Source organism: Neobacillus bataviensis (assembly GCF_019969725.1).
In genome coordinates this window covers 906,828-932,323 of the sequence record NZ_JAHXYW010000001.1, presented here as the reverse complement: position 1 = coordinate 932,323, position 25,496 = coordinate 906,828, and the positions used below count along the sequence as shown (strand labels likewise).

The 25,496-nt window shown below is 38.9% G+C and carries 23 protein-coding genes; all 23 read left to right on the top strand.

Annotation, left to right across the window (positions count from 1 at the left end):
* Nucleotides 1-121: 121 nt before the first annotated feature.
* The 23 genes from hslV (at nucleotide 122) to pnp (ending at nucleotide 25,381) form a co-directional block, all read left to right on the top strand.
* Entirely contained in the window at nucleotides 122-664 is a 543-nt protein-coding gene (hslV, locus tag LC455_RS04500) for an ATP-dependent protease subunit HslV (RefSeq protein ID WP_223588523.1), read from the top strand.
* Between the two features lie 21 nt (nucleotides 665-685).
* Complete coding sequence (gene hslU, locus LC455_RS04495; protein ID WP_223588522.1) at nucleotides 686-2,089, top strand: HslU--HslV peptidase ATPase subunit; 1,404 nt, start codon at nucleotides 686-688, stop codon at nucleotides 2,087-2,089.
* Between the two features lie 82 nt (nucleotides 2,090-2,171).
* Nucleotides 2,172-2,951 carry a GTP-sensing pleiotropic transcriptional regulator CodY gene (gene codY / locus LC455_RS04490; RefSeq protein ID WP_223588520.1) on the top strand — a complete coding sequence of 260 codons (780 nt, stop codon included), beginning with the start codon at nucleotides 2,172-2,174 and terminating at the stop codon, nucleotides 2,949-2,951.
* A gap of 200 nt (nucleotides 2,952-3,151) precedes the next feature.
* Nucleotides 3,152-3,856 (top strand): 30S ribosomal protein S2, encoded by a 705-nt coding sequence (gene rpsB, locus LC455_RS04485; RefSeq protein WP_223588519.1) that lies wholly within the window; start codon nucleotides 3,152-3,154, stop codon nucleotides 3,854-3,856.
* A gap of 133 nt (nucleotides 3,857-3,989) precedes the next feature.
* Nucleotides 3,990-4,874, top strand: coding sequence for a translation elongation factor Ts (gene tsf / locus LC455_RS04480; RefSeq protein WP_223588517.1), 885 nt, complete (start codon nucleotides 3,990-3,992; stop codon nucleotides 4,872-4,874).
* 91 nt (nucleotides 4,875-4,965) lie between these two features.
* Nucleotides 4,966-5,691, top strand: a complete 726-nt coding sequence (gene pyrH / locus LC455_RS04475; RefSeq protein ID WP_223588516.1) for a UMP kinase — start codon at nucleotides 4,966-4,968, stop codon at nucleotides 5,689-5,691.
* Nucleotides 5,691-6,248 (top strand): ribosome recycling factor, encoded by a 558-nt coding sequence (frr, locus tag LC455_RS04470; RefSeq protein ID WP_223588514.1) that lies wholly within the window; start codon nucleotides 5,691-5,693, stop codon nucleotides 6,246-6,248. Before pyrH ends, frr begins: the two co-directional genes overlap by 1 nt.
* Nucleotides 6,249-6,465: 217 nt before the next feature.
* Nucleotides 6,466-7,245, top strand: a complete 780-nt coding sequence (locus tag LC455_RS04465; RefSeq protein WP_223588512.1) for an isoprenyl transferase — start codon at nucleotides 6,466-6,468, stop codon at nucleotides 7,243-7,245.
* A gap of 33 nt (nucleotides 7,246-7,278) precedes the next feature.
* Nucleotides 7,279-8,073 (top strand): phosphatidate cytidylyltransferase, encoded by a 795-nt coding sequence (locus LC455_RS04460; protein WP_223588510.1) that lies wholly within the window; start codon nucleotides 7,279-7,281, stop codon nucleotides 8,071-8,073.
* A gap of 19 nt (nucleotides 8,074-8,092) precedes the next feature.
* Nucleotides 8,093-9,235: a 1-deoxy-D-xylulose-5-phosphate reductoisomerase gene (dxr, locus tag LC455_RS04455; RefSeq protein WP_223588508.1), complete on the top strand. Its 1,143-nt coding sequence runs from the start codon at nucleotides 8,093-8,095 to the stop codon at nucleotides 9,233-9,235.
* Nucleotides 9,236-9,252: 17 nt separating this feature from the next.
* Nucleotides 9,253-10,515, top strand: coding sequence for an RIP metalloprotease RseP (gene rseP, locus LC455_RS04450; RefSeq protein ID WP_223588507.1), 1,263 nt, complete (start codon nucleotides 9,253-9,255; stop codon nucleotides 10,513-10,515).
* 159 nt (nucleotides 10,516-10,674) lie between these two features.
* Nucleotides 10,675-15,000, top strand: coding sequence for a PolC-type DNA polymerase III (locus LC455_RS04445; protein ID WP_223588505.1), 4,326 nt, complete (start codon nucleotides 10,675-10,677; stop codon nucleotides 14,998-15,000).
* Between the two features lie 378 nt (nucleotides 15,001-15,378).
* Entirely contained in the window at nucleotides 15,379-15,849 is a 471-nt protein-coding gene (gene rimP / locus LC455_RS04440; protein ID WP_223588504.1) for a ribosome maturation factor RimP, read from the top strand.
* A gap of 35 nt (nucleotides 15,850-15,884) precedes the next feature.
* Nucleotides 15,885-17,006, top strand: a complete 1,122-nt coding sequence (gene nusA / locus LC455_RS04435; protein ID WP_223588502.1) for a transcription termination factor NusA — start codon at nucleotides 15,885-15,887, stop codon at nucleotides 17,004-17,006.
* Nucleotides 17,007-17,023: 17 nt separating this feature from the next.
* On the top strand, nucleotides 17,024-17,296 hold the full coding sequence (gene rnpM, locus LC455_RS04430) for an RNase P modulator RnpM (RefSeq protein ID WP_223588501.1): 273 nt from the start codon (nucleotides 17,024-17,026) through the stop codon (nucleotides 17,294-17,296).
* A gap of 8 nt (nucleotides 17,297-17,304) precedes the next feature.
* The gene (locus LC455_RS04425; protein ID WP_223588499.1) at nucleotides 17,305-17,607 is read left to right on the top strand and encodes a YlxQ family RNA-binding protein; all 303 of its coding nucleotides are present in this window, start codon (nucleotides 17,305-17,307) and stop codon (nucleotides 17,605-17,607) included.
* A gap of 21 nt (nucleotides 17,608-17,628) precedes the next feature.
* On the top strand, nucleotides 17,629-19,950 hold the full coding sequence (gene infB / locus LC455_RS04420; RefSeq protein WP_223588497.1) for a translation initiation factor IF-2: 2,322 nt from the start codon (nucleotides 17,629-17,631) through the stop codon (nucleotides 19,948-19,950).
* The gene (locus LC455_RS04415; RefSeq protein ID WP_223588495.1) at nucleotides 19,947-20,228 is read left to right on the top strand and encodes a DUF503 domain-containing protein; all 282 of its coding nucleotides are present in this window, start codon (nucleotides 19,947-19,949) and stop codon (nucleotides 20,226-20,228) included. The genes infB and LC455_RS04415 overlap by 4 nt, the downstream gene beginning before the upstream one ends.
* A gap of 17 nt (nucleotides 20,229-20,245) precedes the next feature.
* Nucleotides 20,246-20,617: a 30S ribosome-binding factor RbfA gene (rbfA, locus tag LC455_RS04410; RefSeq protein WP_223588493.1), complete on the top strand. Its 372-nt coding sequence runs from the start codon at nucleotides 20,246-20,248 to the stop codon at nucleotides 20,615-20,617.
* Nucleotides 20,618-20,677: 60 nt separating this feature from the next.
* Nucleotides 20,678-21,598, top strand: a complete 921-nt coding sequence (gene truB, locus LC455_RS04405) for a tRNA pseudouridine(55) synthase TruB (protein ID WP_223588491.1) — start codon at nucleotides 20,678-20,680, stop codon at nucleotides 21,596-21,598.
* 31 nt (nucleotides 21,599-21,629) lie between these two features.
* Nucleotides 21,630-22,583 (top strand): bifunctional riboflavin kinase/FAD synthetase, encoded by a 954-nt coding sequence (gene ribF, locus LC455_RS04400; RefSeq protein ID WP_223588490.1) that lies wholly within the window; start codon nucleotides 21,630-21,632, stop codon nucleotides 22,581-22,583.
* A 169-nt stretch (nucleotides 22,584-22,752) separates the two neighbouring features.
* Nucleotides 22,753-23,022, top strand: a complete 270-nt coding sequence (gene rpsO, locus LC455_RS04395; protein WP_223588488.1) for a 30S ribosomal protein S15 — start codon at nucleotides 22,753-22,755, stop codon at nucleotides 23,020-23,022.
* Between the two features lie 241 nt (nucleotides 23,023-23,263).
* Nucleotides 23,264-25,381: a polyribonucleotide nucleotidyltransferase gene (gene pnp, locus LC455_RS04390; RefSeq protein ID WP_223588486.1), complete on the top strand. Its 2,118-nt coding sequence runs from the start codon at nucleotides 23,264-23,266 to the stop codon at nucleotides 25,379-25,381.
* Nucleotides 25,382-25,496: the final 115 nt, after the last annotated feature.

Sequence of the window (25,496 nt, the reverse complement as noted above, 5' to 3'; positions counted from 1 at the left end):
ATTGAACATTATCATCATGATATCAGTGATTTCCTATAGGTTATTTGCGTATGTATTTACAGTTACATAATTATTTTTTATTTTATGTATTTCTGACTACTCCTGAAGGAGGATGATTGGTATGAATCAATTTCATGCGACAACTATATTTGCTATCCATCATAATGGGGAATGTTCAATGTCTGGTGATGGTCAAGTGACATTTGGAAATGCTGTTGTGATGAAACACACAGCAAGAAAAGTGCGAAAGATATTTAATGGAAAAGTATTAGCCGGTTTTGCGGGTTCAGTTGCAGACGCTTTCACTCTTTTTGAATTATTTGAAGGGAAACTGGAGGAATTTAACGGCAATCTTCAAAGGGCAGCTGTTGAGCTTGCTAAAGAGTGGAGAAGCGATAAAATTTTAAGAAAGCTTGAAGCTATGCTGATTGTCATGGACCGAGAAAATTTACTGCTTGTTTCAGGAACTGGAGAAGTAATCGAACCTGATGATGGGATTCTTGCCATAGGCTCGGGTGGAAATTACGCTTTATCTGCAGGACGTTCCTTAAAGAAATATGCTGGAGAGCATCTATCTGCAAAAGAAATTGCCAAAGCTTCTTTAGAAATAGCTGCTGAAATTTGTGTTTACACGAACCACAATATTATCGTGGAAGAGCTATAACGGAAAGGAGACTTGAAATAAATGGGACGAACAACTAATTTAACCCCTAGACAAATTGTTGAAAAACTGGATCAATATATTATTGGGCAAAAGGATGCTAAGAAGGCAGTTGCAGTTGCGTTAAGGAACCGATACAGACGAGGCTTATTGAATGAAAAGCTTCGTGATGAAATTATTCCTAAAAACATTTTGATGATTGGTCCTACTGGTGTTGGTAAAACCGAAATCGCAAGAAGAATCGCTAAATTGGTGGGTGCACCATTTATCAAAGTGGAAGCCACTAAATTTACCGAAGTAGGCTATGTCGGCCGTGATGTGGAATCAATGGTCCGCGATTTAGCTGAAACATCTGTCCGTTTGGTAAAAGAAGATCGAATGAATAGTGTAAAAGAACGTGCCGAAGAAAATGCGAATGTAAGGCTTGTCGATTTGCTTGTTCCTTCTGCAAAAAAGTCTAATAACTATAAGAATCCTCTGGAAATGTTATTCGGAGGCGGAAGTTCATCTGGAGAGCAGGAAAATCAACAAGAAGATTATTCTAATCAAGAAAAGCGGAAAATTGTGAAAGAAAAGCTGGCACTCGGACAGCTTGAGGAAGAAATCGTTACGGTTGAAGTTGAAGAGCAGGCTCCATCGATGTTTGATATGCTTCAAGGCTCAGGAATCGAACAAATGGGAATGAATATGCAGGATGCCTTAAGCAGCTTTATGCCGAAGAAACGTAAAAAAAGAAAATTAACTGTTCGTGAAGCAAGAAAAGTCTTAACAAATGAAGAGGCTTCAAAGCTAATTGATATGGACGAAGTAACCTCCGAAGCTATTTATCGTGCTGAACAAACAGGAATTATTTTCATCGATGAAATCGACAAAATTGCAAGTAAGAATTCAGGGGGATCTTCCGCAGATGTATCACGAGAAGGAGTTCAAAGGGATATTTTGCCTGTTGTTGAAGGATCCACTGTGGTAACAAAATATGGATCGATTAAAACCGATCATATTTTATTTATTGCTGCGGGCGCCTTCCACATGGCAAAGCCTTCAGATTTAATTCCCGAGCTTCAAGGACGTTTTCCAATCCGCGTTGAGTTGACAAAATTAACGATTGAGGACTTTTTCCGGATTCTGATTGAGCCAGATAATGCATTAATTAAGCAATATCAAGCATTATTGGAAACAGAAGGTATACAAATTGAATTTTCTGACGATGCTATTCGTAGAATAGCCGAAGTAGCTTACGAAGTGAATCAAAATACAGACAATATTGGGGCAAGAAGACTTCATACGATTTTAGAGAAGCTTTTAGAAGACCTTTCGTTTGAAGCTCCAGAAATCTCGATGGAGAAAATCACCATCACGCCGCAATATGTAGAAGAAAAGCTTGGAGCTATTTCTAAAAATAAAGATTTAAGTCAATTTATTCTTTAGAACGAATTGCCTAATATGTTGCAATAATCGTTTAACAAATAAAATTTAATAATGGTTGTAGTTAATTAGGAGGAAGAAACAGATGGATTTACTTACAAAAACAAGAAGGATTAATGTTTTATTGCAAAAAGCAGCAGGGAAGCCTGTAAACTTTAAGGAAATGTCGGAAATTTTAAGTGAAATTATTGAATCAAATGTTTACATCGTTAGTCGTCGCGGAAAGCTTCTGGGTTATTCGATTTATCAGCAAATTGAAAATGAAAGAATGAAAAAGATGTTTGAGGATCGTCAATTTCCTGAAGAATATACAAACAGCTTATTCAATCTTCAAGAAACATCTTCGAACCTTGATATTGAAAGCCAATATACTGCTTTCCCAGTTGAAAATAGAGATTTATTCCGTGAAGGATTAACCACGATTGTACCAATTATTGGTGGTGGGGAGCGCCTAGGAACTTTAATACTGGCAAGATTACATGAGAAGTTTCATGATGAAGATCTTATTCTTGCAGAATATGGTGCAACTGTTGTTGGTACAGAAATTTTACATGAAAAATCACAAGAAATTGAAGAAGAAGCAAGAAGTAAAGCTGTTGTTCAAATGGCGATTAGTTCATTATCATACAGTGAGCTTGAAGCGATTGAACATATTTTTGAAGAACTTAATGGTCATGAGGGCTTATTAGTTGCCTCCAAGATTGCAGATCGTGTTGGGATTACTCGTTCTGTGATTGTTAACGCATTAAGAAAGCTTGAAAGTGCTGGAGTAATTGAATCACGTTCCCTTGGAATGAAAGGAACTTACATCAAAGTGTTAAATGATAAGTTTCTTGTTGAGCTTGATAAATTAAAATCTAATTAAATAGATAAAAAATTCCCGGTCTCTGCCGGGGATTTTTAATTTTAATAAACTTTCTCTTGATTGTAGATGGTACATATGCTATATTATTTCATGGTGTTAATACACACGCCTGTTGATTTAAGCAGATGGTGCTGTAAATTACAGTTTCTGTTTAAAAATGAGACAAGCGGAGGAAAACAAACCACTAGGAGGAAAAACAAATGTCAGTAATTTCAATGAAGCAATTGCTTGAAGCTGGTGTACATTTCGGACACCAAACTCGCCGTTGGAACCCTAAGATGAAGAAATATATCTTCACTGAGCGTAACGGTATCTACATCATCGACCTTCAAAAAACAGTTAAGAAAGTTGAAGAAGCTTATAACTGGGTGAAGGAACTTGCTGGTAACGGTGGAACAATTCTTTTCGTTGGTACTAAGAAACAAGCTCAAGATTCTGTTAAAGAAGAAGCTGGCCGTTCTGGTATGTACTATGTTAACCAACGCTGGTTAGGTGGTACATTAACAAACTTCGAAACAATCCAAAAGCGTATTGGCCGCCTAAAAGATATCGAAAGAATGTCTGAAGACGGTACTTTCGAAGTATTACCTAAAAAAGAAGTTGTTCAATTAAAGAAAGAACAAGAACGCCTTGAAAAATTCTTAGGCGGTATCAAAGATATGAAGCAGCTTCCAGATGCATTATTCATCATTGACCCTCGTAAAGAGCGCATCGCAGTTGCTGAAGCTAAGAAGTTAAACATTCCTATCGTAGGTATTGTTGATACTAACTGTGATCCAGACGAAATCGACGTAGTTATCCCTGCGAACGATGACGCGATTCGTGCGGTTAAACTTTTAACTGGTAAAATGGCTGATGCGATCCTTGAAGCAAAACAAGGCGAAGAAGTAGCAGTTGAAGCTTAATTAAATGAAGTGATCAAATTAAAAGGTGATAAGAGGGAGACCCTTTATCACCTTTTTTTAAAGAATGTTTATCTTTAGTTTGAATGGCTAAGATATGAGTATAGTACATAGTAATTAAAGGAGGAAATAAATTATGGCAGTTACTGCTCAAATGGTAAAAGAACTTCGTGAAAAAACGGGCGCAGGTATGATGGATTGTAAAAACGCGCTAACAGAAACTAATGGAGATATGGATCAAGCAATTGATTGGTTACGTGAAAAAGGGATTTCAAAAGCTGCTAAGAAGGCAGACCGTATTGCTGCTGAAGGATTAGCTGCTATTTCTGTGGAAGGTAACGATGCAGTTATCCTTGAAGTAAACTCTGAAACAGATTTCGTTGCGAAAAATGAAGGTTTCCAAACTCTTGTTCAAGAGCTTTCTGCACACCTTCTTAAAAACAAGCCAGCTACTGTTGAAGAAGCTACAGCTCAAAAAATGGAAAACGGAACAACTGTTGAAGAGCACATCAATGCAGCGATTGCAAAAATTGGTGAAAAGCTTTCACTTCGCCGTTTTGCTCTAGTATCAAAAACAGATAACGATGCATTTGGTGCATACCTTCACATGGGCGGCCGTATCGCTGTATTAACAGTTCTAGAGGGTACAACTGATGCAAGTGCAGCAAAAGACGTATCCATGCATATTGCTGCATTAAATCCAAAATATGTTTCTCGTGACCAAGTTTCACAGGATGAAATTGAGCGCGAGCGTCAAGTTCTAACACAACAAGCACTTAACGAAGGCAAGCCTGAAAATATTGTTGCTAAAATGGTTGAAGGCCGTCTTGGAAAGTACTTTGAAGATGTTTGTGTACTTGACCAAACTTTCGTTAAGAACCCTGACCAAAAGGTCCGTCAATTTGTTGAATCAAAAGGTGCTACTGTTCGTGAGTTCATTCGTTACGAAGTAGGAGAAGGCATCGAAAAGCGTGAAGATAACTTTGCTGAAGAAGTTATGAATCAAGTTAATAAACAATAGTCAAAGTTACAGAAATAGTTTTTAAATAGGGGACACGTTGTGTTCCCTATTTTTAAAGATTAAGCTAATTTACATAATTACGGAGGTTTATATGAGCGGTCCTAAGTACAAACGCGTTGTTTTAAAATTAAGCGGTGAGGCACTTGCAGGTGAATCGAGCTTTGGAATTAAACCTTCTGTTATTAAATCGATCGCAGTACAAGTGAAAGAAATAGCAGAATTAGGTGTTGAAGTAGCAGTCGTAGTTGGCGGCGGCAACATTTGGCGTGGTAAAATTGGCAGTGAAATGGGGATGGATCGGGCAACTGCTGATTATATGGGAATGCTGGCTACTGTCATGAATTCATTAGCGCTTCAAGACAGTTTAGAACACCTTGGTATTGAATCACGTGTGCAAACTTCAATCGAGATGCGCCAGGTTGCTGAGCCGTATATTAGACGCCGGGCAATCCGACATTTGGAGAAAAAACGGGTTGTTATTTTTGCAGCAGGCACAGGAAATCCGTATTTCTCAACAGATACTACTGCTGCTCTGCGTGCAGCTGAAATTGATGCGGAAGTTATTTTAATGGCAAAGAATAATGTTGATGGAGTATATTCTGCAGACCCGCGTATCGATGCAAATGCTGTTAAATATGATGATTTATCATTCCTTGATGTACTAAAGGAAGGATTAGCAGTTATGGACTCAACCGCTTCTTCTTTATGTATGGATAATGATATTCCGCTTATTGTATTCTCGATTATGGAAAAAGGTAATATTAAAAAAGCCGTTATGGGTGAAAAAATTGGAACAATAGTTAGGGGGAAAAACTAATGCCAAAACAAGTCATCAGCCAGACGAAAGAAAGAATGACAAAAGGTATTCAATCCTATACTCGTGAGCTTGCCAGCATCCGTGCAGGAAGAGCAAGTGCATCTCTATTAGACAGAATAACTGTTGACTATTATGGTGCACCAACCCCTGTGAATCAGTTGGCAGGGATCACAACACCAGAAGCAAGATTACTTGTGATTCAGCCTTACGACAAATCCATTCTTGGTGAGATAGAAAAAGCCATTCTTAAATCAGATTTAGGCTTAAATCCAAGCAATGACGGATCGATTATTCGTATTGCCATCCCGCAATTAACAGAAGAGCGCCGTAAGGAGCTTGTCAAAGTGGTAAAAAAGGCATCTGAAGAAGCTAAAATTGCCATTCGAAACATTCGCCGGGATGCAAATGACGATTTGAAGAAGCTTGAGAAAAACGGGGAAATTACAGAAGATGCCCTCCGTGGATATTCTGATGATATTCAAAAGTTAACCGATGAACATATCAATAAAATTGATCAAATCACAAAAGACAAAGAAAAAGAAATTATGGAAGTGTAAGATAAAACATATATTGAACCCTCTGTAAAGGGGGTTTTTTTCACTATTTATTAGGGATAACATTATTCTTAATTCCTTTTATTTTACATAAGGTATTTAATAGAGATATATTCCTGCTTTTTTGGTATGATAATAGCAGACTACCTTAAAGCATACATACATATGAAGTTTCACTTTATATCGGAGGAACTGATTAATTAATTGGAGGAGCAATGTTATGTTTAATAAAATTAGGCTTTGGAAGAACCAAAATAACTCTTCCACACTCCGAGATAAAATAGAAGCAATAAAAAAATTACCTGTACCTGAACATGTAGCGATTATTATGGATGGTAATGGTCGCTGGGCTAAAAAAAGAGCCCTGCCACGAATTGCCGGTCATCATGAAGGCATGAAGGTTGTCCGAAAAACAACAATGCTGGCAAATGATCTAGGGGTTAAAACGTTGACATTATACGCATTTTCAACAGAAAATTGGAAACGTCCAAAAAACGAAGTGGAATATATCATGAAATTACCTGAAGAATTTTTGGGCACCTTTCTTCCTGAATTAGTTGAAAATAATGTTCAAGTAAAAATGATGGGATATAAAGATCAGCTTCCAGTACATACACTTCATGCGATTGAAAAAGCTATTGAAGAAACAAAACATAATAATGGACTAGTTTTAAACTTTGCCTTAAATTATGGAAGCAGAGCTGAAATTATCGATGCAGTAAAACAGGTCTTAAATGATAGCAAAAGTGGTATATTAAAGGAGAACGAGCTGGACGAACAAGTATTTTCTTCCTATTTAATGACATCAGAATTCGCCGACCCGGATCTTTTAATTCGAACCAGTGGTGAAATCCGCTTGAGCAATTTTATGCTTTGGCAATTGGCATACTCTGAGTTTTGGTTTACGGATGTATTATGGCCTGATTTTAGTGAAGAACATTTATTAGAAGCCATTGAAGTATTCCAAAAACGCCAGCGCCGTTTTGGTGGAATATTGTAGACCTCAAAGATCATAAAGGTGTTGAACTATTAAATGAAGCAAAGAATTATTACAGGAGTTATAGCTGCAGCCCTTTTTCTGCCAATCGTCTTTTATGGCGGGCTTCCAGTTGTAATATTATCTTATTTTTTAGCGACAATTGGATTATATGAATTGTTAAAAATGAAAAATCTTAACATTTTTTCCGTTCATGGATTACTATCTCTTTTGTTTCTCTGGGTCATTCTTTTCCCTGAGAAATATAATCACATTATCGATAGCTTTTATTATTCCAAAACAGAGCTTTGTATTGTGTTTATCATGTTGTTACTAACGTATACTGTGATTACAAAAAATCGATATACATTTGAAGATGCCGCTTTTTCTCTACTTTCTGCCATTTATGTGGGCATCGGCTTCTATTTCTTTTTTGAAACCCGCGATGAAGGCGGACTTGTATTCATTTTTTATTCTTTATTTATTATCTGGGCAACGGACTCTGGTGCCTATTTTATCGGAAAAGCACTTGGGAAGAACAAACTTTGGCCGGAAATTAGTCCAAATAAGACTGTTGAGGGATCAATAGGTGGTGTCGTTTGTGCTGTTATTGTCGCTATCCTGTTTAAATTCCTTTCAGATATCAATGTCGGCTTGCTTCCATTGATGGGAATAACAGTTGTTCTTTCTGTTTTTGGACAAATAGGCGACCTTGTTCAATCGGCCTTTAAACGCCATTTTAATGTGAAAGATTCGGGGAATATCCTGCCTGGCCACGGTGGCATTCTTGACCGCTTTGACAGTCTGTTATTTGTTTGGCCGTTGTTACATCTATTCCACCTTTGGTATTAAGCAAGGAAGTGATTCATTTTTGAAAACCATAAGTTTAATGGGTGCCTCAGGCTCAATTGGCACTCAAACCATAGATATCATTCGTGAGCACCCAACTGAATTTAAATTAGCAGCCTTCTCTGTTGGAAAAAATATTGATTTCGCTAGGAAAATCATTGTTGAATTTCAGCCAAAGCTGGTTTCTGTACAAGAACATATTGATTTTAATACATTAAAAGCAGAATTTCCGGCCGTGAAATTCACCTATGGTGAGGAAGGGCTAATAGAGGTTGCAACTTACGAGAAGGCAGACATTCTCGTTAATGCCGTATTAGGAAGTGTTGGTTTAAATCCTACTTTACAGGCGATTGAATGCGGCAAAATCATTGCGATTGCCAATAAGGAAACACTTGTTACGGCTGGGCATTTAGTAATTGAGGCCGCAAAACGAAATAATGTCCAGCTTCTTCCTGTGGACAGTGAGCATTCAGCTATTTTCCAAGCCTTACAAGGTGAGAGGGAGAAGAATATTGAAAGATTAATTCTAACTGCCTCCGGTGGCAGCTTTCGCGACCGAACAAGAGAGGAATTAGAAAATGTTACCGTTAAGGAAGCATTAAATCATCCAAACTGGTCCATGGGGGCTAAGATTACGATTGACTCGGCTACGATGATGAATAAAGGATTAGAAGTCATTGAAGCCCACTGGCTGTTTCAAATGCCCTATGAAAAGATTGATGTGCTGCTGCATAAAGAGAGTATTATCCATTCCATGGTCGAATTTCATGATAGCAGTATAATCGCCCAATTAGGAACACCGGATATGAGAGTGCCCATTCAATATGCGCTCACTTACCCAGACAGGCTGCCGCTTCCGTCTTCAAATCGGTTGAATTTGGCTCAGATAGGAAAACTACATTTTCAGGAAATGGATGTTAAACGGTTCCGATGCTTGCATTTTGCCTACTTAGCAGGCGAAGAAGGCGGAACGATGCCGACCGTTTTAAATGCTGCGAACGAGGTAGCTGTGGCTGCATTTTTGGAAGGTAAAATTCGTTTCTTACAAATTGAAGATTTGATCGAGAAAGCACTAAGCGCTCATCAAACGATTCAACATCCAAGCTTAACAACGATTCATCAGGTAGATAAAGAAACGAGAGAATATGTACGTTCACTTCTATAAAAAAGGTGGTTTTATTATTGAGTACTGTTATTGCCTTTATTGTGATTTTTGGCGCACTCGTCTTCTTTCATGAATTAGGTCATTTTATTTTTGCTAAAAGAGCAGGTGTCCTCTGCCGTGAATTTGCGATCGGTATGGGCCCAAAAGTATTTACTCATAAAAAAGGTGAAACTACTTACACCATTCGTTTACTACCCATCGGCGGTTTTGTCAGGATGGCAGGCGAAGATCCAGAGATGGTTGAAATTAAGCCAGGCTACCGGATTGGACTATTATTTGATAAAGCAGATAAAGTAAGCAAAATAATTTTGAATAATAAAGAAAAATATCCAAATTGCCGGATTGTTGAAGTAGAATATGCGGATATTGAAAAAGAACTAATTATTAAAGGTTTTCCAGAAGATGATGATGAAAACATGCGAACCTTTACGATTCATCCACAGGCTGTAATCGTGGAAAACGGCGTGGAATCGCAAATTGCCCCTATTGACCGTCAATTTGGTTCGAAAACGTTAGGGCAGCGATTTATGGCGATTTTTGCAGGACCTATGATGAATTTTGTTCTAGCATTTATTGTTTTTTCCCTTATCGCATTATTACAGGGTGTACCGACTAATGAACCGAAATTAGGGGAAATCACACCTGATGGCGCCGCTAAAGCAGCCGGCCTACAAAAAGGAGATATTGTTCAAAGTATCAACGGCTCTGAAATTTCAAGCTGGTCTGATGTTGTTGAAATCATTAGAAAAAACCCTAATGAGCAATTGGATTTTTCAATTATCCGTGACGGAAAAGAGAAAGAAATTCAAGTAACTCCTCTTGAAAAAACGGTTGAAGGGAAAAAAATGGGGCTAATTGGTGTTTACAGTCCCTTTGAAAAATCTCCAGTAAAAGCAGTTACTGCCGGTGCAAAGGAAACGTATTTCTGGACAAAGCAAATTTTTGTGATGGTTGGAAAATTAGTTACAGGGCAGTTTTCCATTGATGCTCTTTCAGGTCCTGTAGGAATTTATAAGTCTACTGATGAAGTTGCTAAATCGGGGATTTATTATTTAATGAAATGGGCAGGGATTTTAAGCATAAACCTAGGAATCATGAATTTATTGCCTATTCCAGCCCTCGACGGCGGAAGATTAATGTTTTTTGCTGTTGAAGCGGTCAGAGGGAAGCCGATCGACAGACAAAAAGAAGGCATGGTCCACTTTATTGGATTTGCCCTCCTCATGTTACTCATGCTCGTCGTGACTTGGAATGACATTCAAAGATTTTTCTTAAAATAATCAATGGGACCGTAATTACGGTCCTAATTTTTTTGGTAAAAGTAGATACAAAATGGATGAAGTTTTCTGTCGAATAAAGCCGAATAGTTTTCCGTGATGTGATATAATTATTTTTTGACAAAGAGATAAAATGATTTTTAATAGATGGGAGAGGGTACGATGAGCGAACATGCCTTAGGCAAAAAAGAGCGATTCCAACTCTTGCTCCAGCAGCTGAAATTGATCGAGGATGCTGTAGTAGTGCATTTCAACAATGCCCAAATTGAACGATTATTAGTTGAAAAAAAAGCAAGGAAGTGGCATTTTCAATTTTTATTCGAGAAAATCCTTCCATATAATGTATATGTTTTATTCGCTTCACAACTCGAAAGAACCTTTGCAAATATTGCCACCATCTCACATGAAATTCGCGTAATCGACCAAACCATAACGGCAGAATTAATACGAGACTATTGGAGTTACGGCATTCAGCAAATAGATGGCATTGCTCCCCCGTTAATAAAGCTATTAAATGAACAAATTCCAGAAGTGAATGGAAATAAGATAACTATTTCTGTCCGTAATGATACAGAAGGTCAAGCATTAAAACGAAAATACGGTGGAATCATCGCTGATATTTTTCAAACCTATGGTTTTCCGAATTTATCGATTGAGACGGAAATAAAAAGTGAAGATAAAAATGAAGAATATCAACAATTCTTGCTAGCTAAGCAAAAAGAAGACCAGGAACGCGGACTTCAGGCAATGGTAGAATTGCAGAAGAAAGAAGCGGAAAAGGAACAAGCGGGCGGAGAAGTTCCGGAAGGACCGCTTTCGATTGGACTTACAATCAAGGATGACAGCGACCTTCGCAGCATGATTGAAATCGTGGATGAAGAAAGAAGAGTCACGGTTGAAGGCTACATTTTTAATGCTGAAATTCGTGAATTGAGAAGCGGTCGTTCATTGTTAACCTTTAAAGTTACCGACTATACCAGCTCAATCATGGTAAAAATGTTCTCGCGTGACAAAGAGGATGCCGCGCTGTTCCAGCTTGTAAAAAAAGGAATGTGGGTAAGAGTACGCGGAAGTATTCAAAATGACACCTTTGTCCGTGACCTCGTCATGATTGGTAACGATATTAATGAAATTAAACCTGAAGGGCGGAAAGATACTGCTCCTGAAGGGGAAAAACGTGTAGAGCTTCACCTGCATACACCTATGAGCCAAATGGACGCTGTTACACCTGTTAGTACGCTAATTGCCCAGGCAAAAAAATGGGGCCATAAGGCTATTGCTGTTACGGATCATGCCGTTGCTCAATCCTTCCCAGAGGCATTTGGCGCCGGAAAGAAAAATGATATCAAAATTTTATACGGTGTAGAAGCGAACCTAGTAGATGATGGTGTACCAATCGCTTATAATGATGCCCACCGACTATTGGCTGAAGATACGTTTGTTGTCTTTGACGTTGAAACAACTGGACTTTCTGCTGTTTATGATACCATTATCGAGCTTGCGGCCGTTAAAGTGAAGGATGGGGATATCGTTGATCGGTTTGAGTCGTTTGCTAATCCGCATCACCGGCTTTCAGCAACGACAATCAACTTAACTGGAATTACCGATGATATGGTGCAAAATGCTCCTGAGGTAGAAGAGGTATTGCGGAAATTCCATGATTGGGTTGGAGATTCGGTCCTTGTCGCCCATAATGCTTCTTTCGATATGGGTTTTTTGAATGTAGGCTATAAACAAATTGGTTTGGAGAAAGCAAAAAACCCAGTTATTGATACACTCGAGCTTGGTCGTTTCCTTTATCCAGAATTAAAAAACCATCGTTTAAATACGTTAGCAAAGAAGTTTGATATTGAATTAACACAGCACCACCGTGCAATTTATGACGCGGAAGCAACTGGATACTTGTTATTAAAAATGTTAAAGGATGCCCTTGAAAAAGGAATTGAGTATCATGATGAATTTAACGATAATATGGGGAAAGGAAATGCCTATCAGCGCGCTCGTCCTTATCATTGCACTTTATTAGCACAAAACGAACTTGGCTTAAAGAACTTATTTAAACTCATCTCAATTTCTCACATTGAATATTTTTATAGAGTTCCACGTATTCCAAGGTCTGTTCTTCAAAAATATCGAGAAGGTATTATTGTTGGTTCTGGCTGTAATAAAGGCGAAGTGTTTGAAGGGATGATGCAAAAGTCTCCTGAAGAAGTAGAGGCATTTGCTGGATTCTACGACTATCTTGAAGTTATGCCAAAGGAAGTTAATGCCCCATTGATTGAAATGGAATTGGTCCGTGATGAAAAGGCAATGGAAGATATTATTTCAAAAATTGTCGCACTCGGTGATAAATTAGGGATTCCAGTTGTTGCAACCGGGAATGTCCATTATTTAAATGAAAATGATAAAATTTATCGAAAAATATTAATTAATTCACAGGGGGGAGCTAATCCTCTTAATCGTCATGAACTGCCGGACGTTCATTTCCGAACAACGAATGAAATGCTCGAAGCATTCTCGTTCCTCGGCAAAGAGAAGGCAAAAGAGATTGTCGTGACAAACACCAATAAAATTGCTGATATGATTGAAGTTATAAAACCTATTAAAGACGATTTATATACCCCGAAAATTGAAGGTGCCGATGAGGAAATGCGTGAGATGAGTTACGCCATGGCACGAAGAATTTACGGGGATACCCTTCCAGAAATCGTGGAAGCCAGACTTGAAAAAGAATTAAAAAGTATTATCGGCCATGGGTTTGCAGTTATTTATTTGATTTCACACAAACTCGTGAAAAAATCCTTAGATGATGGCTACCTTGTAGGCTCTCGAGGATCCGTCGGTTCTTCTTTTGTCGCAACCATGACCGAAATAACCGAAGTAAATCCATTGCCGCCGCATTATGTCTGCCCAACCTGCAAACACTCGGAATTCTTTAATGATGGATCTGTAGGTTCTGGTTTTGATTTGCCTGATAAAAATTGTCCAAATTGCGGTGATAAATACCGTAAGGATGGTCACGATATCCCGTTCGAAACCTTCCTCGGATTTAAGGGGGACAAGGTTCCCGATATCGATTTGAACTTCTCGGGAGAATATCAGCCGCGTGCTCATAACTATACAAAAGTCTTGTTCGGTGAAGAATATGTTTACCGTGCCGGAACAATTGGCACGGTTGCGGATAAAACGGCATTTGGATACGTTAAAGCTTATCAGCAAGACAATAATCTGCAAATCCGCGGTGCGGAAGTGGAACGCCTCGCTTCAGGCTGTACAGGAGTAAAGAGAACAACGGGTCAGCACCCCGGCGGTATTATTGTTATTCCGGATTATATGGATGTTTATGATTTTACACCGATTCAATTTCCTGCCGATGATAGAAATTCTGAATGGAAAACAACCCATTTTGATTTCCATTCCATCCATGATAATGTTTTAAAGCTTGATATCCTTGGTCACGACGACCCTACGGTCATTAGGATGCTTCAGGACTTAAGCGGAATGGATCCAAAAACGATTCCCACTGATGACCCAGAAGTCATGAAAATCTTTAGCGGTACGGAATCATTAGGTGTAACCGAGGATCAAATCATGTGTAAAACAGGAACACTTGGTATCCCTGAATTCGGTACACGTTTTGTTCGTCAGATGCTTGAGGATACGAAACCAACGACGTTTTCAGAATTGGTCCAAATCTCAGGTCTATCACATGGAACGGATGTATGGCTGGGAAATGCCCAGGAGTTAATCCATAATAAGATCTGTAATTTGAGTGAAGTAATCGGCTGTCGTGACGATATCATGGTCTATCTCATTTACCAAGGCCTTGAGCCGTCTTTTGCCTTTAAGATTATGGAATCAGTTCGTAAAGGTAAAGGCTTAAGCGAAGAAATGGAAGCAGAAATGCGGAAGAATGAAGTGCCGGAGTGGTACATTGACTCTTGTAAGAAAATTAAATACATGTTCCCGAAAGCCCATGCTGCAGCCTATGTATTAATGGCTGTCAGAATTGCTTATTTTAAAGTTCATCTTCCTCTCCTTTATTATGCTGCCTATTTTACAGTCCGTGCGGAGGATTTTGACATTGAGGCTATGTCACGCGGTTCAGAAGCCATTAAGGCAAAAATCGAAGAAATCAATGCAAAGGGTCTAGAGGCTTCTAACAAGGAGAAAAACTTATTGACCGTAATGGAACTGGCACTTGAGATGACTGAAAGAGGCTTTTCCTTCCAAAATTACGATTTATACAAATCTGATGCATCAGAATTTATCATTGAAGGAAATACACTAATTCCACCGTTTAATTCGATTCCTGGACTTGGAACGAATGCGGCCTTTAATATTGTGAAGGCAAGAGGAGATGGAGAGTTTTTATCAAAAGAAGACCTGCAGCAGCGCGGCAAGGTATCAAAAACCATACTGGAGTATTTAGATAAACAAGGCTGTTTAAAATCTCTACCGGAACAAAACCAGTTATCACTTTTCTAACTTTTTTTAACGTCTAGCTGCAGCGCCTAGGGGCTCGAGACATAAGCCAATCACTTCGGAAGGCAAAAAGCGCCTTCTGTCAGTGCTTGTCCTATGCTTGCCGCCCCTGTACACTAAGGAAAGCTTCTTAGAGAATAAGCTTCGCAGGAACAAGCTTAGCTTGTTCCGAAGTCGCTTCCGCTTTTGGTTTTGGTTTGCATATCAATCATGGTTATGTTATAGTTTTATTGGAAATACTAAGAAATACTCTCGTGTACAAGAGTGGGAATCCTCCCACTCTTTCGTCTTTGTTATAAAGGTTTTTTACAGAGTAACTTGATAAAACTTTCCGTGAACTACATAAAATATGGGTGAAATAATTGGAAAGGGAGGTATAGCATGAGCAAAGTAACGGAAGTAGTTGAAGAGCTTGCTGCACCAATTTTTCAAGAACTTGGTTTAGAATTAGTCGAAATCGAGTATGTCAAAGAAGGAAAAAGTTGGTTTCTTCGCGTATATATCGATAAAGAGACTGGTGTAGATATAGAGGATTGCGGAGTGGTCAGTGAAAAGTTAGGTGAAAAACTTGATGAAGTGGACCCAATCCCACATAACTATTTTCTTGAAGTGTCGTCTCCAGGGGCGGAACGACCATTAAAAAAAGCGAAGGATTTCGAAAAAGCGATTGGCAAAAATGTCTTTATCAAAACTTATGAGCCAATTGATGGTGAAAAAAGCTTCGAAGGTCAGCTTTTAGAATTTGATGGTCAAACCATAAAAATCGAAGTGAAAATCAAAACAAGAAAGAATACTATTGAAATTCCCTATGAAAAAGTGGCAAGTGCCAGACTGGCTGTAATTTTTTCATAGCAATAAATTGAAGAGGATTAGGGGGATACAAACAGATGAGCAGCGAATTATTAGATGCTCTTACGATACTGGAAAGAGAAAAAGGTATTTCCAGAGATATTTTAATTGAAGCTATTGAAGCCGCATTGATTTCGGCTTATCGCCGAAATTTCAATCAAGCGCAGAACGTTAGAATTGATCTAAACTTACAAACAGGCTCTATGCGTGTGTTTGCTAGAAAAGAAGTGGTTGACGAGGTTTTCGACCCGCGACTCGAAATTTCAATCGAAGATGCAAGAAGGATTAATCCGAACTATCAGGTTGAAGATGTCGTTGAAATGGAAGTAACACCAAAGGATTTTGGCAGAATTGCTGCTCAAACGGCAAAGCAAGTGGTCACTCAGCGTGTAAGGGAAGCTGAACGCGGAATTATTTATTCAGAATTTATCGACCGTGAAGAAGACATTATGACGGGGATTGTTCAACGTCTTGATTCCAAATTTATTTATGTAAGCCTTGGAAAAATTGAAGCCTTGCTGCCGGTAAATGAACAAATGCCGAATGAAAGATATAAGCCGCATGATCGGATTAAAGTATTTATTACTAAGGTAGAAAAAACGACAAAAGGTCCACAAATTTTTGTATCTAGGACCCACCCAGGATTACTCAAACGCTTATTTGAAATTGAAGTTCCTGAAATTTATGACGGAACTGTTGAAATCAAATCGGTTGCCAGAGAAGCTGGGGATCGTTCAAAAATATCTGTTCATTCCGAAAACCATGAGGTCGATCCAGTAGGATCTTGTGTTGGTCCTAAGGGAACCAGGGTACAAGCGGTTGTAAATGAATTAAAAGGTGAAAAAATTGATATCGTAAAATGGTCTGATGATCCAGTGGTCTTTGTTGCCAATTCATTAAGCCCATCTAAAGTTTTAGATGTAATGGTAAATGAAAATGAGAAAGCAACCACTGTCGTTGTTCCTGACTATCAGCTATCACTGGCAATTGGGAAACGCGGACAAAATGCCCGTTTGGCAGCCAAGCTGACTGGCTGGAAAATTGATATCAAATCTGAAACCGAAGCTCGAGAAATTGGGATTTATCCAAGAGAAGAAACAATAAGACTTTTTGACGATCAAGTTGATGATGATTTCAACTATGATGAAGAATTGGAATAAAGTAGAGGTGAATGATCGTGAACAATAAGAAAAAAGTTCCTATGCGCAAATGCGTGGCAACCGGTGAAATGAAACCGAAAAAAGAACTCGTTCGCATCGTTCGCTCTAAAGAAGGGGAAGTTTCCATCGACCTGACGGGAAAAAAATCCGGCAGGGGGGCATACCTTTCTAAGGACAAAGAAGCAATCTTACTAGCCAAGAAGAAAAATACCTTATCAAATCATTTAGAGGTTACAATAAATGATTCGATATATGATGAATTACTTGAGCTAGTAGAGAAGGAGAATTGACTATCCAAATGAATCAAAATCAATGGATGTCATTGCTTGGCTTGGCCAATCGAGCGCGCAAAATCATATCGGGTGAGGAGCTTTCTGTGAAGGAGATACGGAGCGGTAAAGCAAAACTCATTTTATTATCCGCAGATGCATCTCAAAATACAACTAAAAAAATTACAGACAAATGTAATTCATATGAGGTTCCATATAAATTAGTGGAGAACCGTTTTCTCCTAGGTCAAGCGATTGGCAAAGAAGCCCGCGTTGTTGTAGCTGTTATGGATGATGGATTTGCAAAGAAACTGGTAACGTTGCTCGATTAAATCTTGCGGGGGTGAAAAAAAATGAGTAAACTACGCGTTTATGAATATGCAAAAAAACATAATATTTCAAGTAAAGAAATTATTACAAAACTAAAAGAAATGAATATTGAGGTTTCAAATCATATGGCAACTTTAGAGGATTCAGACATTAAAAAGCTGGACGCTACTTACAATAATAAAGAGAATGCACAGCAGCAAAAGCAGGGAAATAGCTCGCAGCAAAAGCAGAACAATGGATCGGGATCGCAGGCAAACCGAACAAACGGACGCCCTGCACAGCAGCAGCAAACTAATAAGCCTCAAGTCCAGGTAAAGTCGACACCTAAAGCATTTGAGGATGATGACGATAAAACGGTTGTGCCTAGTAAGGTGAAAGTAGTGACAGCGCCAAAGAATAAAGAAGGCAAAAAGCATGATCAGGAATATCAGTCAAAAGAAAATAAAGCCTTTAATTCTGGAAAAGCTAAGAATAAGCCTTTTAATAACAACAATAATCAAAATCGTAATAATAACAATAATAATAATAAAAAGAGAAATAATACTCATGTTCAGCAAACACAACAACCTCAAAAGAAAAAGGAAAAAGAGCTTCCTGCTAAAATTACCTTTAGTGAATCACTTACGGTTGCAGAGCTTGCTAAGAAATTATATCGTGAGCCATCAGAAATTATTAAAAAGCTCTTTTTACTAGGCGTCATGGCGACAATCAATCAAGTTTTAGATAAAGATGCAATTGAATTGATTGCAAGTGAGTATGGCGTTGAGGTTGAGGAAGAAATTAAGGTTGATACAACTGACCTAGAAGTATACTTTACAGAAGACTCAGCTGAATCACTTGTGGAAAGACCTTCAGTTGTAACGATTATGGGTCACGTTGACCATGGGAAAACAACTTTGCTTGATTCCATCAGAAACACAAAAGTGACAGAAGGCGAAGCAGGCGGTATTACACAGCATATTGGTGCGTACCAAGTTGTGGAGAATGGTAAGAAAATTACCTTCCTTGATACACCGGGACACGCTGCATTCACAACAATGCGTGCACGCGGTGCAAAAATTACCGATATTACCATTTTAGTTGTAGCTGCCGATGATGGTGTTATGCCACAGACAGTGGAAGCAATCAACCATGCCAAAGCAGCGGAAGTACCAATTATCGTAGCGGTAAATAAAATGGACAAAGAAGCTGCAAATGCAGACCGAGTTATGCAGGAATTAACCGAACATGGATTAGTTGCTGAAGCATGGGGCGGGGAAACCATTTTTGTTCCTCTTTCTGCAAAAACAGGAGAAGGTATTGACAATCTCCTTGAAATGATTCTTCTTGTAGGTGAAGTGGAAGAATATAAAGCAAATCCAAATAGGAAAGCTGTCGGTACGGTTATTGAAGCACAGTTAGATAAAGGCCGTGGGTCAGTTGCTACTTTATTAGTTCAAAATGGAACGTTAAAAGTAGGAGACCCAATTGTTGTTGGAAATACTTATGGCCGTGTTCGTGCAATGGTCAATGATCTTGGACGACGTGTGAAGGAAGCTGGCCCATCAACTCCTGTTGAAATTACCGGACTTAATGACGTTCCACAAGCCGGTGACCGATTTGTTGTTTTTGAAGACGAAAAAACAGCTCGTCAAGTTGGGGAAGCTCGTGCTCAATCAGCATTGGCAGCTCAACGCGGCGAAAAATCAATTGTTAGCCTGGAAACTCTTTTTGATCAATTAAAGCAAGGGGAAATGAAGGATCTAAACATCATCTTAAAAGCTGATGTTCAAGGATCTGCAGAAGCTGTTGCAGCATCCTTGCAAAAAATTGATGTTGAGGGTGTTAACATTAAGATTATTCATAGTGGCGCTGGTGCCATTAATGAATCTGATATTAGTCTTGCCGCTGCTTCAAATGCGATTGTAATTGGTTTTAACGTTCGTCCTGATGCAAATGCCAAGCGTGCAGCAGAAGCAGAAAAGGTTGATGTAAGGCTTCATCGCATCATTTATAAGGTAATCGAAGAAATGGAATCCGCAATGAAAGGAATGCTTGACCCAGAATTCCAAGAGAAAATTATTGGGCAGGCAGAAATTCGTCAGACCTTCAAGGTTTCCAAAGTGGGTACAATTGCTGGTTCATATGTTACCGATGGTAAAATTACCCGAGACAGCGGTATTCGTTTAATTCGTAACGGTGTGGTTATCTTTGAAGGACAAATCGATGCCCTAAAACGATTTAAGGATGATGCCAAAGAAGTGGCGCAAGGCTACGAATGTGGTATTACCATTAAAAACTTCAATGATGTTAAAGAAGGAGATATCATTGAAGCTTTCGTTATGGAAGAAATTGAGCGTAAATGATAATAGGCTCGGCCGTTTGTGAATGTATCATATATGATGCTCATTCTTTAAAAGAGAAACGAGCCGTTTTACAGCGAATAATATCCCGCTTAAAACAAAAATATAATATATCCGTATCAGAGGTGGACCATCAAGATGTATGGCAGCGGACAAAAATTGCTATCGTTGCGGTCACCTCTAATAGGGTTTCAACTGAACAGGAATTGCAGTCCGCATTAAAACTAATCGACTCTTTTCCTGAAATAGAAAGAACGATCACCGATATAGATTGGCTTTAAGTTAAGAGGTGAATTTCATGAGCCACAGAGCAAATCGTGTGGGAGAACAAATGAAAAAAGAACTAAGTGACATTATCGGCCGTAAAATCAAGGATCCACGGATTGGCTTTGTTACCGTTACAGACGTTCAAGTAACAGGAGATCTCCAACAAGCAAAAGTTTTTATTTCAGTTTTAGGTGATGACGAGCAAAAAGAGAATACGTTAAAAGGCCTGGCAAAAGCAAAAGGGTTTATCCGGACTGAAATTGGCCATCGTATTCGTTTGCGTAAAACACCTGAAATCATTTTTGAATTTGATGAATCAATCGATTATGGAAATCGAATTGAAACGCTTCTTCATCAATTACACGACAGCGATAAACCAATGGAAAAACATGAAGAAGAATAACTGGATAGACATTTGTCTATCCTTTTTTCAATTTATTAATTTTAGATCGGAGAGAATTAATTGGAAGGAATCTTAGCATTATTTAAGCCAGCAGGATTAACCTCTCATGACTGTGTTTTTAAATTACGAAAGATATTAAAAACAAAAAAGGTAGGACATACGGGAACACTTGATCCAGATGTGACAGGGGTTCTTCCTATTTGTATCGGAAAGGCAACCAAAGTTGCCGAGTATATTACAGATGCCGGTAAGGCTTATGAAGGGGAAGTAACTATTGGTTTTTCGACAACAACTGAAGATGCATCTGGAGATATAGTTGAACAGAAGCAATTAGATAGGACCATTAACCGCGAAGAAATTATGAAGGTCCTTGAGTCGCTGACAGGCGAAATTGAACAGACTCCGCCAATGTATTCTGCTGTAAAGGTAGGGGGAGTACGTCTTTATGAATATGCACGGAAAGGCATAGAAGTGGAAAGGCCGACCAGGAAGGTAAATATTTATTCCATTGACCTCCTCGATGATCGGAATGAATTTTCTGGGGAGACGATCCAGTTCCGCTTTAGAGTCAGCTGCAGCAAAGGGACATATATTCGCACGTTAGCAGTAATGATTGGGGAAGCCCTAGGATACCCAGCGCATATGTCTAAGCTTACTAGAATCCAATCGGCCTCTTTTGAATTAAAGGATTGTTTTACCTTTGATGAAATAGAACAGTTTATGGAAGCTGGAAAAATCGAAGAGATTTTGAAGCCTTTAGAAACCGCGCTTTCTCATTTGCCGAAATTACTGATTAATGATACAGTAGCAGAGAAAGTTAAAAATGGTGCACTATTAAAAATACCAGAACATTTAAAAACAAGTAACGGACCTATTATCGCTGAAACTACAGAGGGACTGGCTCTTGCAATTTATTCCAAGCATCCAACTAAGCCAGAGCTGCTTAAACCAGTTAAAGTCTTAAGAAATGAGATAGTGTAAAGGTTACGGTATAAGAAAAGGTGAGTTTCATTTGGAAGTAAAGAAGCTTAGTTTTCCATTCAATTTAAAAAAACACGATTATCCGCCTCTTGCGATGGCCTTGGGGTATTTTGATGGTGTACACCGCGGTCATCAGCAGGTCATATTAGAGGCAAAAAAACAGGCTGAAGATAAAGGTTTTCAAAGTGCGGTCATGACCTTTGACCCCCACCCTTCCGTTGTGTTAGGGAAAGGTGAACAGCATGTACAATACATTACTCCGTTATCAGAAAAAATCAAAATTATTGAGGGATTAGGGATTGATTACCTATTTATCGTCCATTTTACGGCTGAATTTGCCAATCTTTTACCTCAAGAATTTATTGATCAATTTGTGATTGGTCTTAATGTAAAACATGTTGTAGCTGGATTTGATTTTTCTTATGGCCGGATGGGAAAAGGGACAATGGAAACCTTGCCCTTCCATTCTAGAGAGGAATTTTCCTATACCATCGTTCCCAAGTTTTCAGAAGGGAATGAAAAGGTAAGCTCAACAAGAATCCGTATGATGTTAAAGGAAGGGAATATGGAGGATCTGCCAAATTTACTTGGAAGGTTTTATACAACTTCTGGAATAGTGATTCATGGAGACAAAAGGGGAAGAACCATTGGTTTTCCTACTGCTAATATAGGAGTTAATGAAGAATATATTATCCCTCCGCTTGGTGTCTACGCAGTAAGAATGATGGTTAAGCATCTTTGGTTTAACGGTGTGTGTAATGTGGGATATAAGCCTACTTTTAATAAAGAATCTTTAAGAGTTTCCGTTGAGGTTCATTTGTTTGACTTTAATCAAGAGATCTACGGAGAAGAAGTGGTCATCGAGTGGCATCCATACCTTCGAAAGGAACAAAAATTTTCCGGAATTGAGGAGCTTGTTGCCCAAATTGAAAGAGACAAGCTAACGGCATTAGCCTACTTTGAAAGAAATCGACATTCTTTTTAAGTTTGGTCGTTCTTAGAGTTTTTCCTACATTATATTAAGGTTTTAGCTTGCTTTTTGACGGAAAAGGTTGTATTCTTAAATACGTATTAAAAATAACCTTTGCTTGGCAAGTCGAATCACCAACGCTTGCTCGGTAAATGGGGATTTGTAAATTTAGGAGGTGAACTGGATGGCAATCACTCAAGAACGTAAAAATGAACTAATCAATGAGTATAAAACTCATGAGAACGACACTGGATCTGCAGAAGTTCAAATCGCTGTCCTTACAGAATCAATCAACAATTTGAACGAGCACTTACGTACTCACAAGAAAGATCACCACTCACGTCGCGGTCTTTTGAAAATGGTTGGTAAACGTCGTAATCTTTTGACTTACCTACGTAACAAAGACGTACAACGTTACCGTGAGTTAATCAATAAGCTTGGCCTACGTCGTTAGTCTACAGAAGCGGGATTTTTCCCGCTTTTTTATTAGGTTTTTTTAAAGAATAAAAAATAAAGAATTTTTTATACATATTTTAAGACTGGACTTATTTGTGCATACTATTATATGTGATTGACTTGATAACATAAGCTTTTTAGGCTTTTTTTATAATTAAAAGATTTAGTAAGATGATTACAGTGAAAGAAATTCTTTCGCATCATCCTCCTAAGTGATTTAGATAGAGAGGGGTAAAAATATGGAACAAACGAAACACGAGTACTCCATTGAATGGGCTGGCCGCAAGTTATCTGTTGAAATTGGACAATTAGCAAAACAGGCAAATGGTGCAGTCCTTGTTCGTTATGGGGATACAGCAGTCCTAAGTACTGCAACAGCTTCAAAAGAACCTAAAAATTTAGACTTTTTTCCATTAACAGTTAACTACGAAGAGCGGTTATATGCAGTTGGTAAAATCCCAGGGGGCTTTATTAAACGCGAAGGCCGTCCAAGTGAAAAGGCGATTTTAGCGAGCCGATTAATAGACCGTCCGATACGCCCGCTTTTTGCTGATGGATTCCGTAATGATGTTCAAGTGATTAGTATTGTGATGAGTGTTGATCAAGATTGTTCGACAGAAATGGCTGCAATGTTTGGTTCATCTTTGGCACTTAGCACTTCAGATATTCCATTTGAAGGTCCAATTGCCGGTGTTGTAGTTGGTCGTGTTGACAATGAATTTGTCATCAATCCAACTGTCGAGCAGGCAGAAAAAAGCGATATTCACTTAACGGTAGCCGGCACGAAGGATGCGATTAACATGGTGGAAGCTGGTGCGCTTGAAGTGCCGGAAGAAACCATGCTGGAAGCAATTATGTTTGGTCATGAAGAGATTAAACGCTTGATTGAATTCCAAGAAAAAATTGTCGCTGAAATTGGCAAGCCAAAAAGAGAAATAACTCTCTATGAAATTGATAAAGAACTTGAAGCTGAAGTTAGAGAACTTTGTGAAGCCGATATGGTAAATGCCATTCAAGTTCAAGAAAAGCATGCCCGTGAAGATGCAATAAAAGAAGTAAAAAATCAAGTTATTGCAAAATATGAGGAACAAGAAGCAACAGATGAAGATTTGAAACAAGTGAAACAAATTTTGGACAAGATGGTTAAGGGTGAAGTTCGCCGCTTAATTACTGTTGAAAAGGTCCGTCCTGACGGCCGTAAAATAGATGAAATTCGTCCGTTATCTTCTCAAGTAGGCATCTTGCCGCGTACTCACGGTTCAGGTTTGTTTACTCGAGGTCAAACCCAAGCCTTGAGCATTTGTACGCTTGGTGCAATGGGTGATGTCCAAATCCTTGATGGATTAGGAATAGAGGAAGAGAAACGGTTCATGCATCATTATAACTTCCCATCCTTTAGTGTTGGGGAAACTGGCCCAATCCGTGGACCAGGCCGCCGTGAAATTGGTCACGGTGCACTTGGAGAACGAGCACTTGAACCAATCGTACCTTCAGAAAAGGATTTTCCTTATACAATCCGTCTTGTATCTGAGGTTCTTGAATCCAACGGTTCAACCTCCCAAGCAAGTATTTGTGCCAGCACATTAGCAATGATGGATGCCGGGGTGCCAATTAAAGCACCTGTAGCAGGAATTGCGATGGGTCTCGTGAAGTCCGGGGAACATTATACCGTTTTATCCGATATTCAAGGTATGGAAGATCATCTTGGAGACATGGATTTTAAGGTAGCTGGAACTGCAAAAGGCGTAACAGCATTGCAAATGGATATAAAAATTGAAGGTCTTTCCCGTGAAATTTTAGAAGAGGCTCTGCAGCAAGCGAAGGTTGGAAGAATGCATATTTTAAACTCCATGCTTGCTACATTAGCGGAACCAAGAGCGGAACTTTCACAATTTGCTCCAAAAATCTTAACGATGGCCATCAACCCTGATAAGATTCGTGATGTTATTGGACCAAGTGGAAAACAAATCAATAAAATTATTGAAGAAACTGGTGTTAAGATCGATATTGAACAGGATGGTACGATCTTCATCGCCTCTGCTAACCAAGAAATGAACCAAAAAGCGAAGAAAATCATTGAGGATATTGTTCGCGAAGTGGAAGTTGGACAGATGTACCTAGGAAAAGTGAAGCGGATTGAAAAATTTGGTGCATTCGTCGAAATTTTTGCCGGAAAAGATGGTTTGGTCCATATTTCTGAACTTGCCGAAGAGCGTGTGGGCAAGGTCGAGGACGTTGTAAAAATCGGCGACGAACTGTTAGTAAAAGTAACAGAAATAGATAAGCAAGGCCGGGTTAACCTATCACGAAAGGCCGTTTTAAAGGAACAGAAGGAAAAAGCAGAAGAATCAAAATAATACATTTATAAATAGGAAAGTCAGGGGGGCGCTCCTGACTTTTCGTATGTATGTCTAGCTTCATCGCCTAGGAAAAAATGAACTATTTTTTTCCCTGATCAAGGCGCTTTCGCTT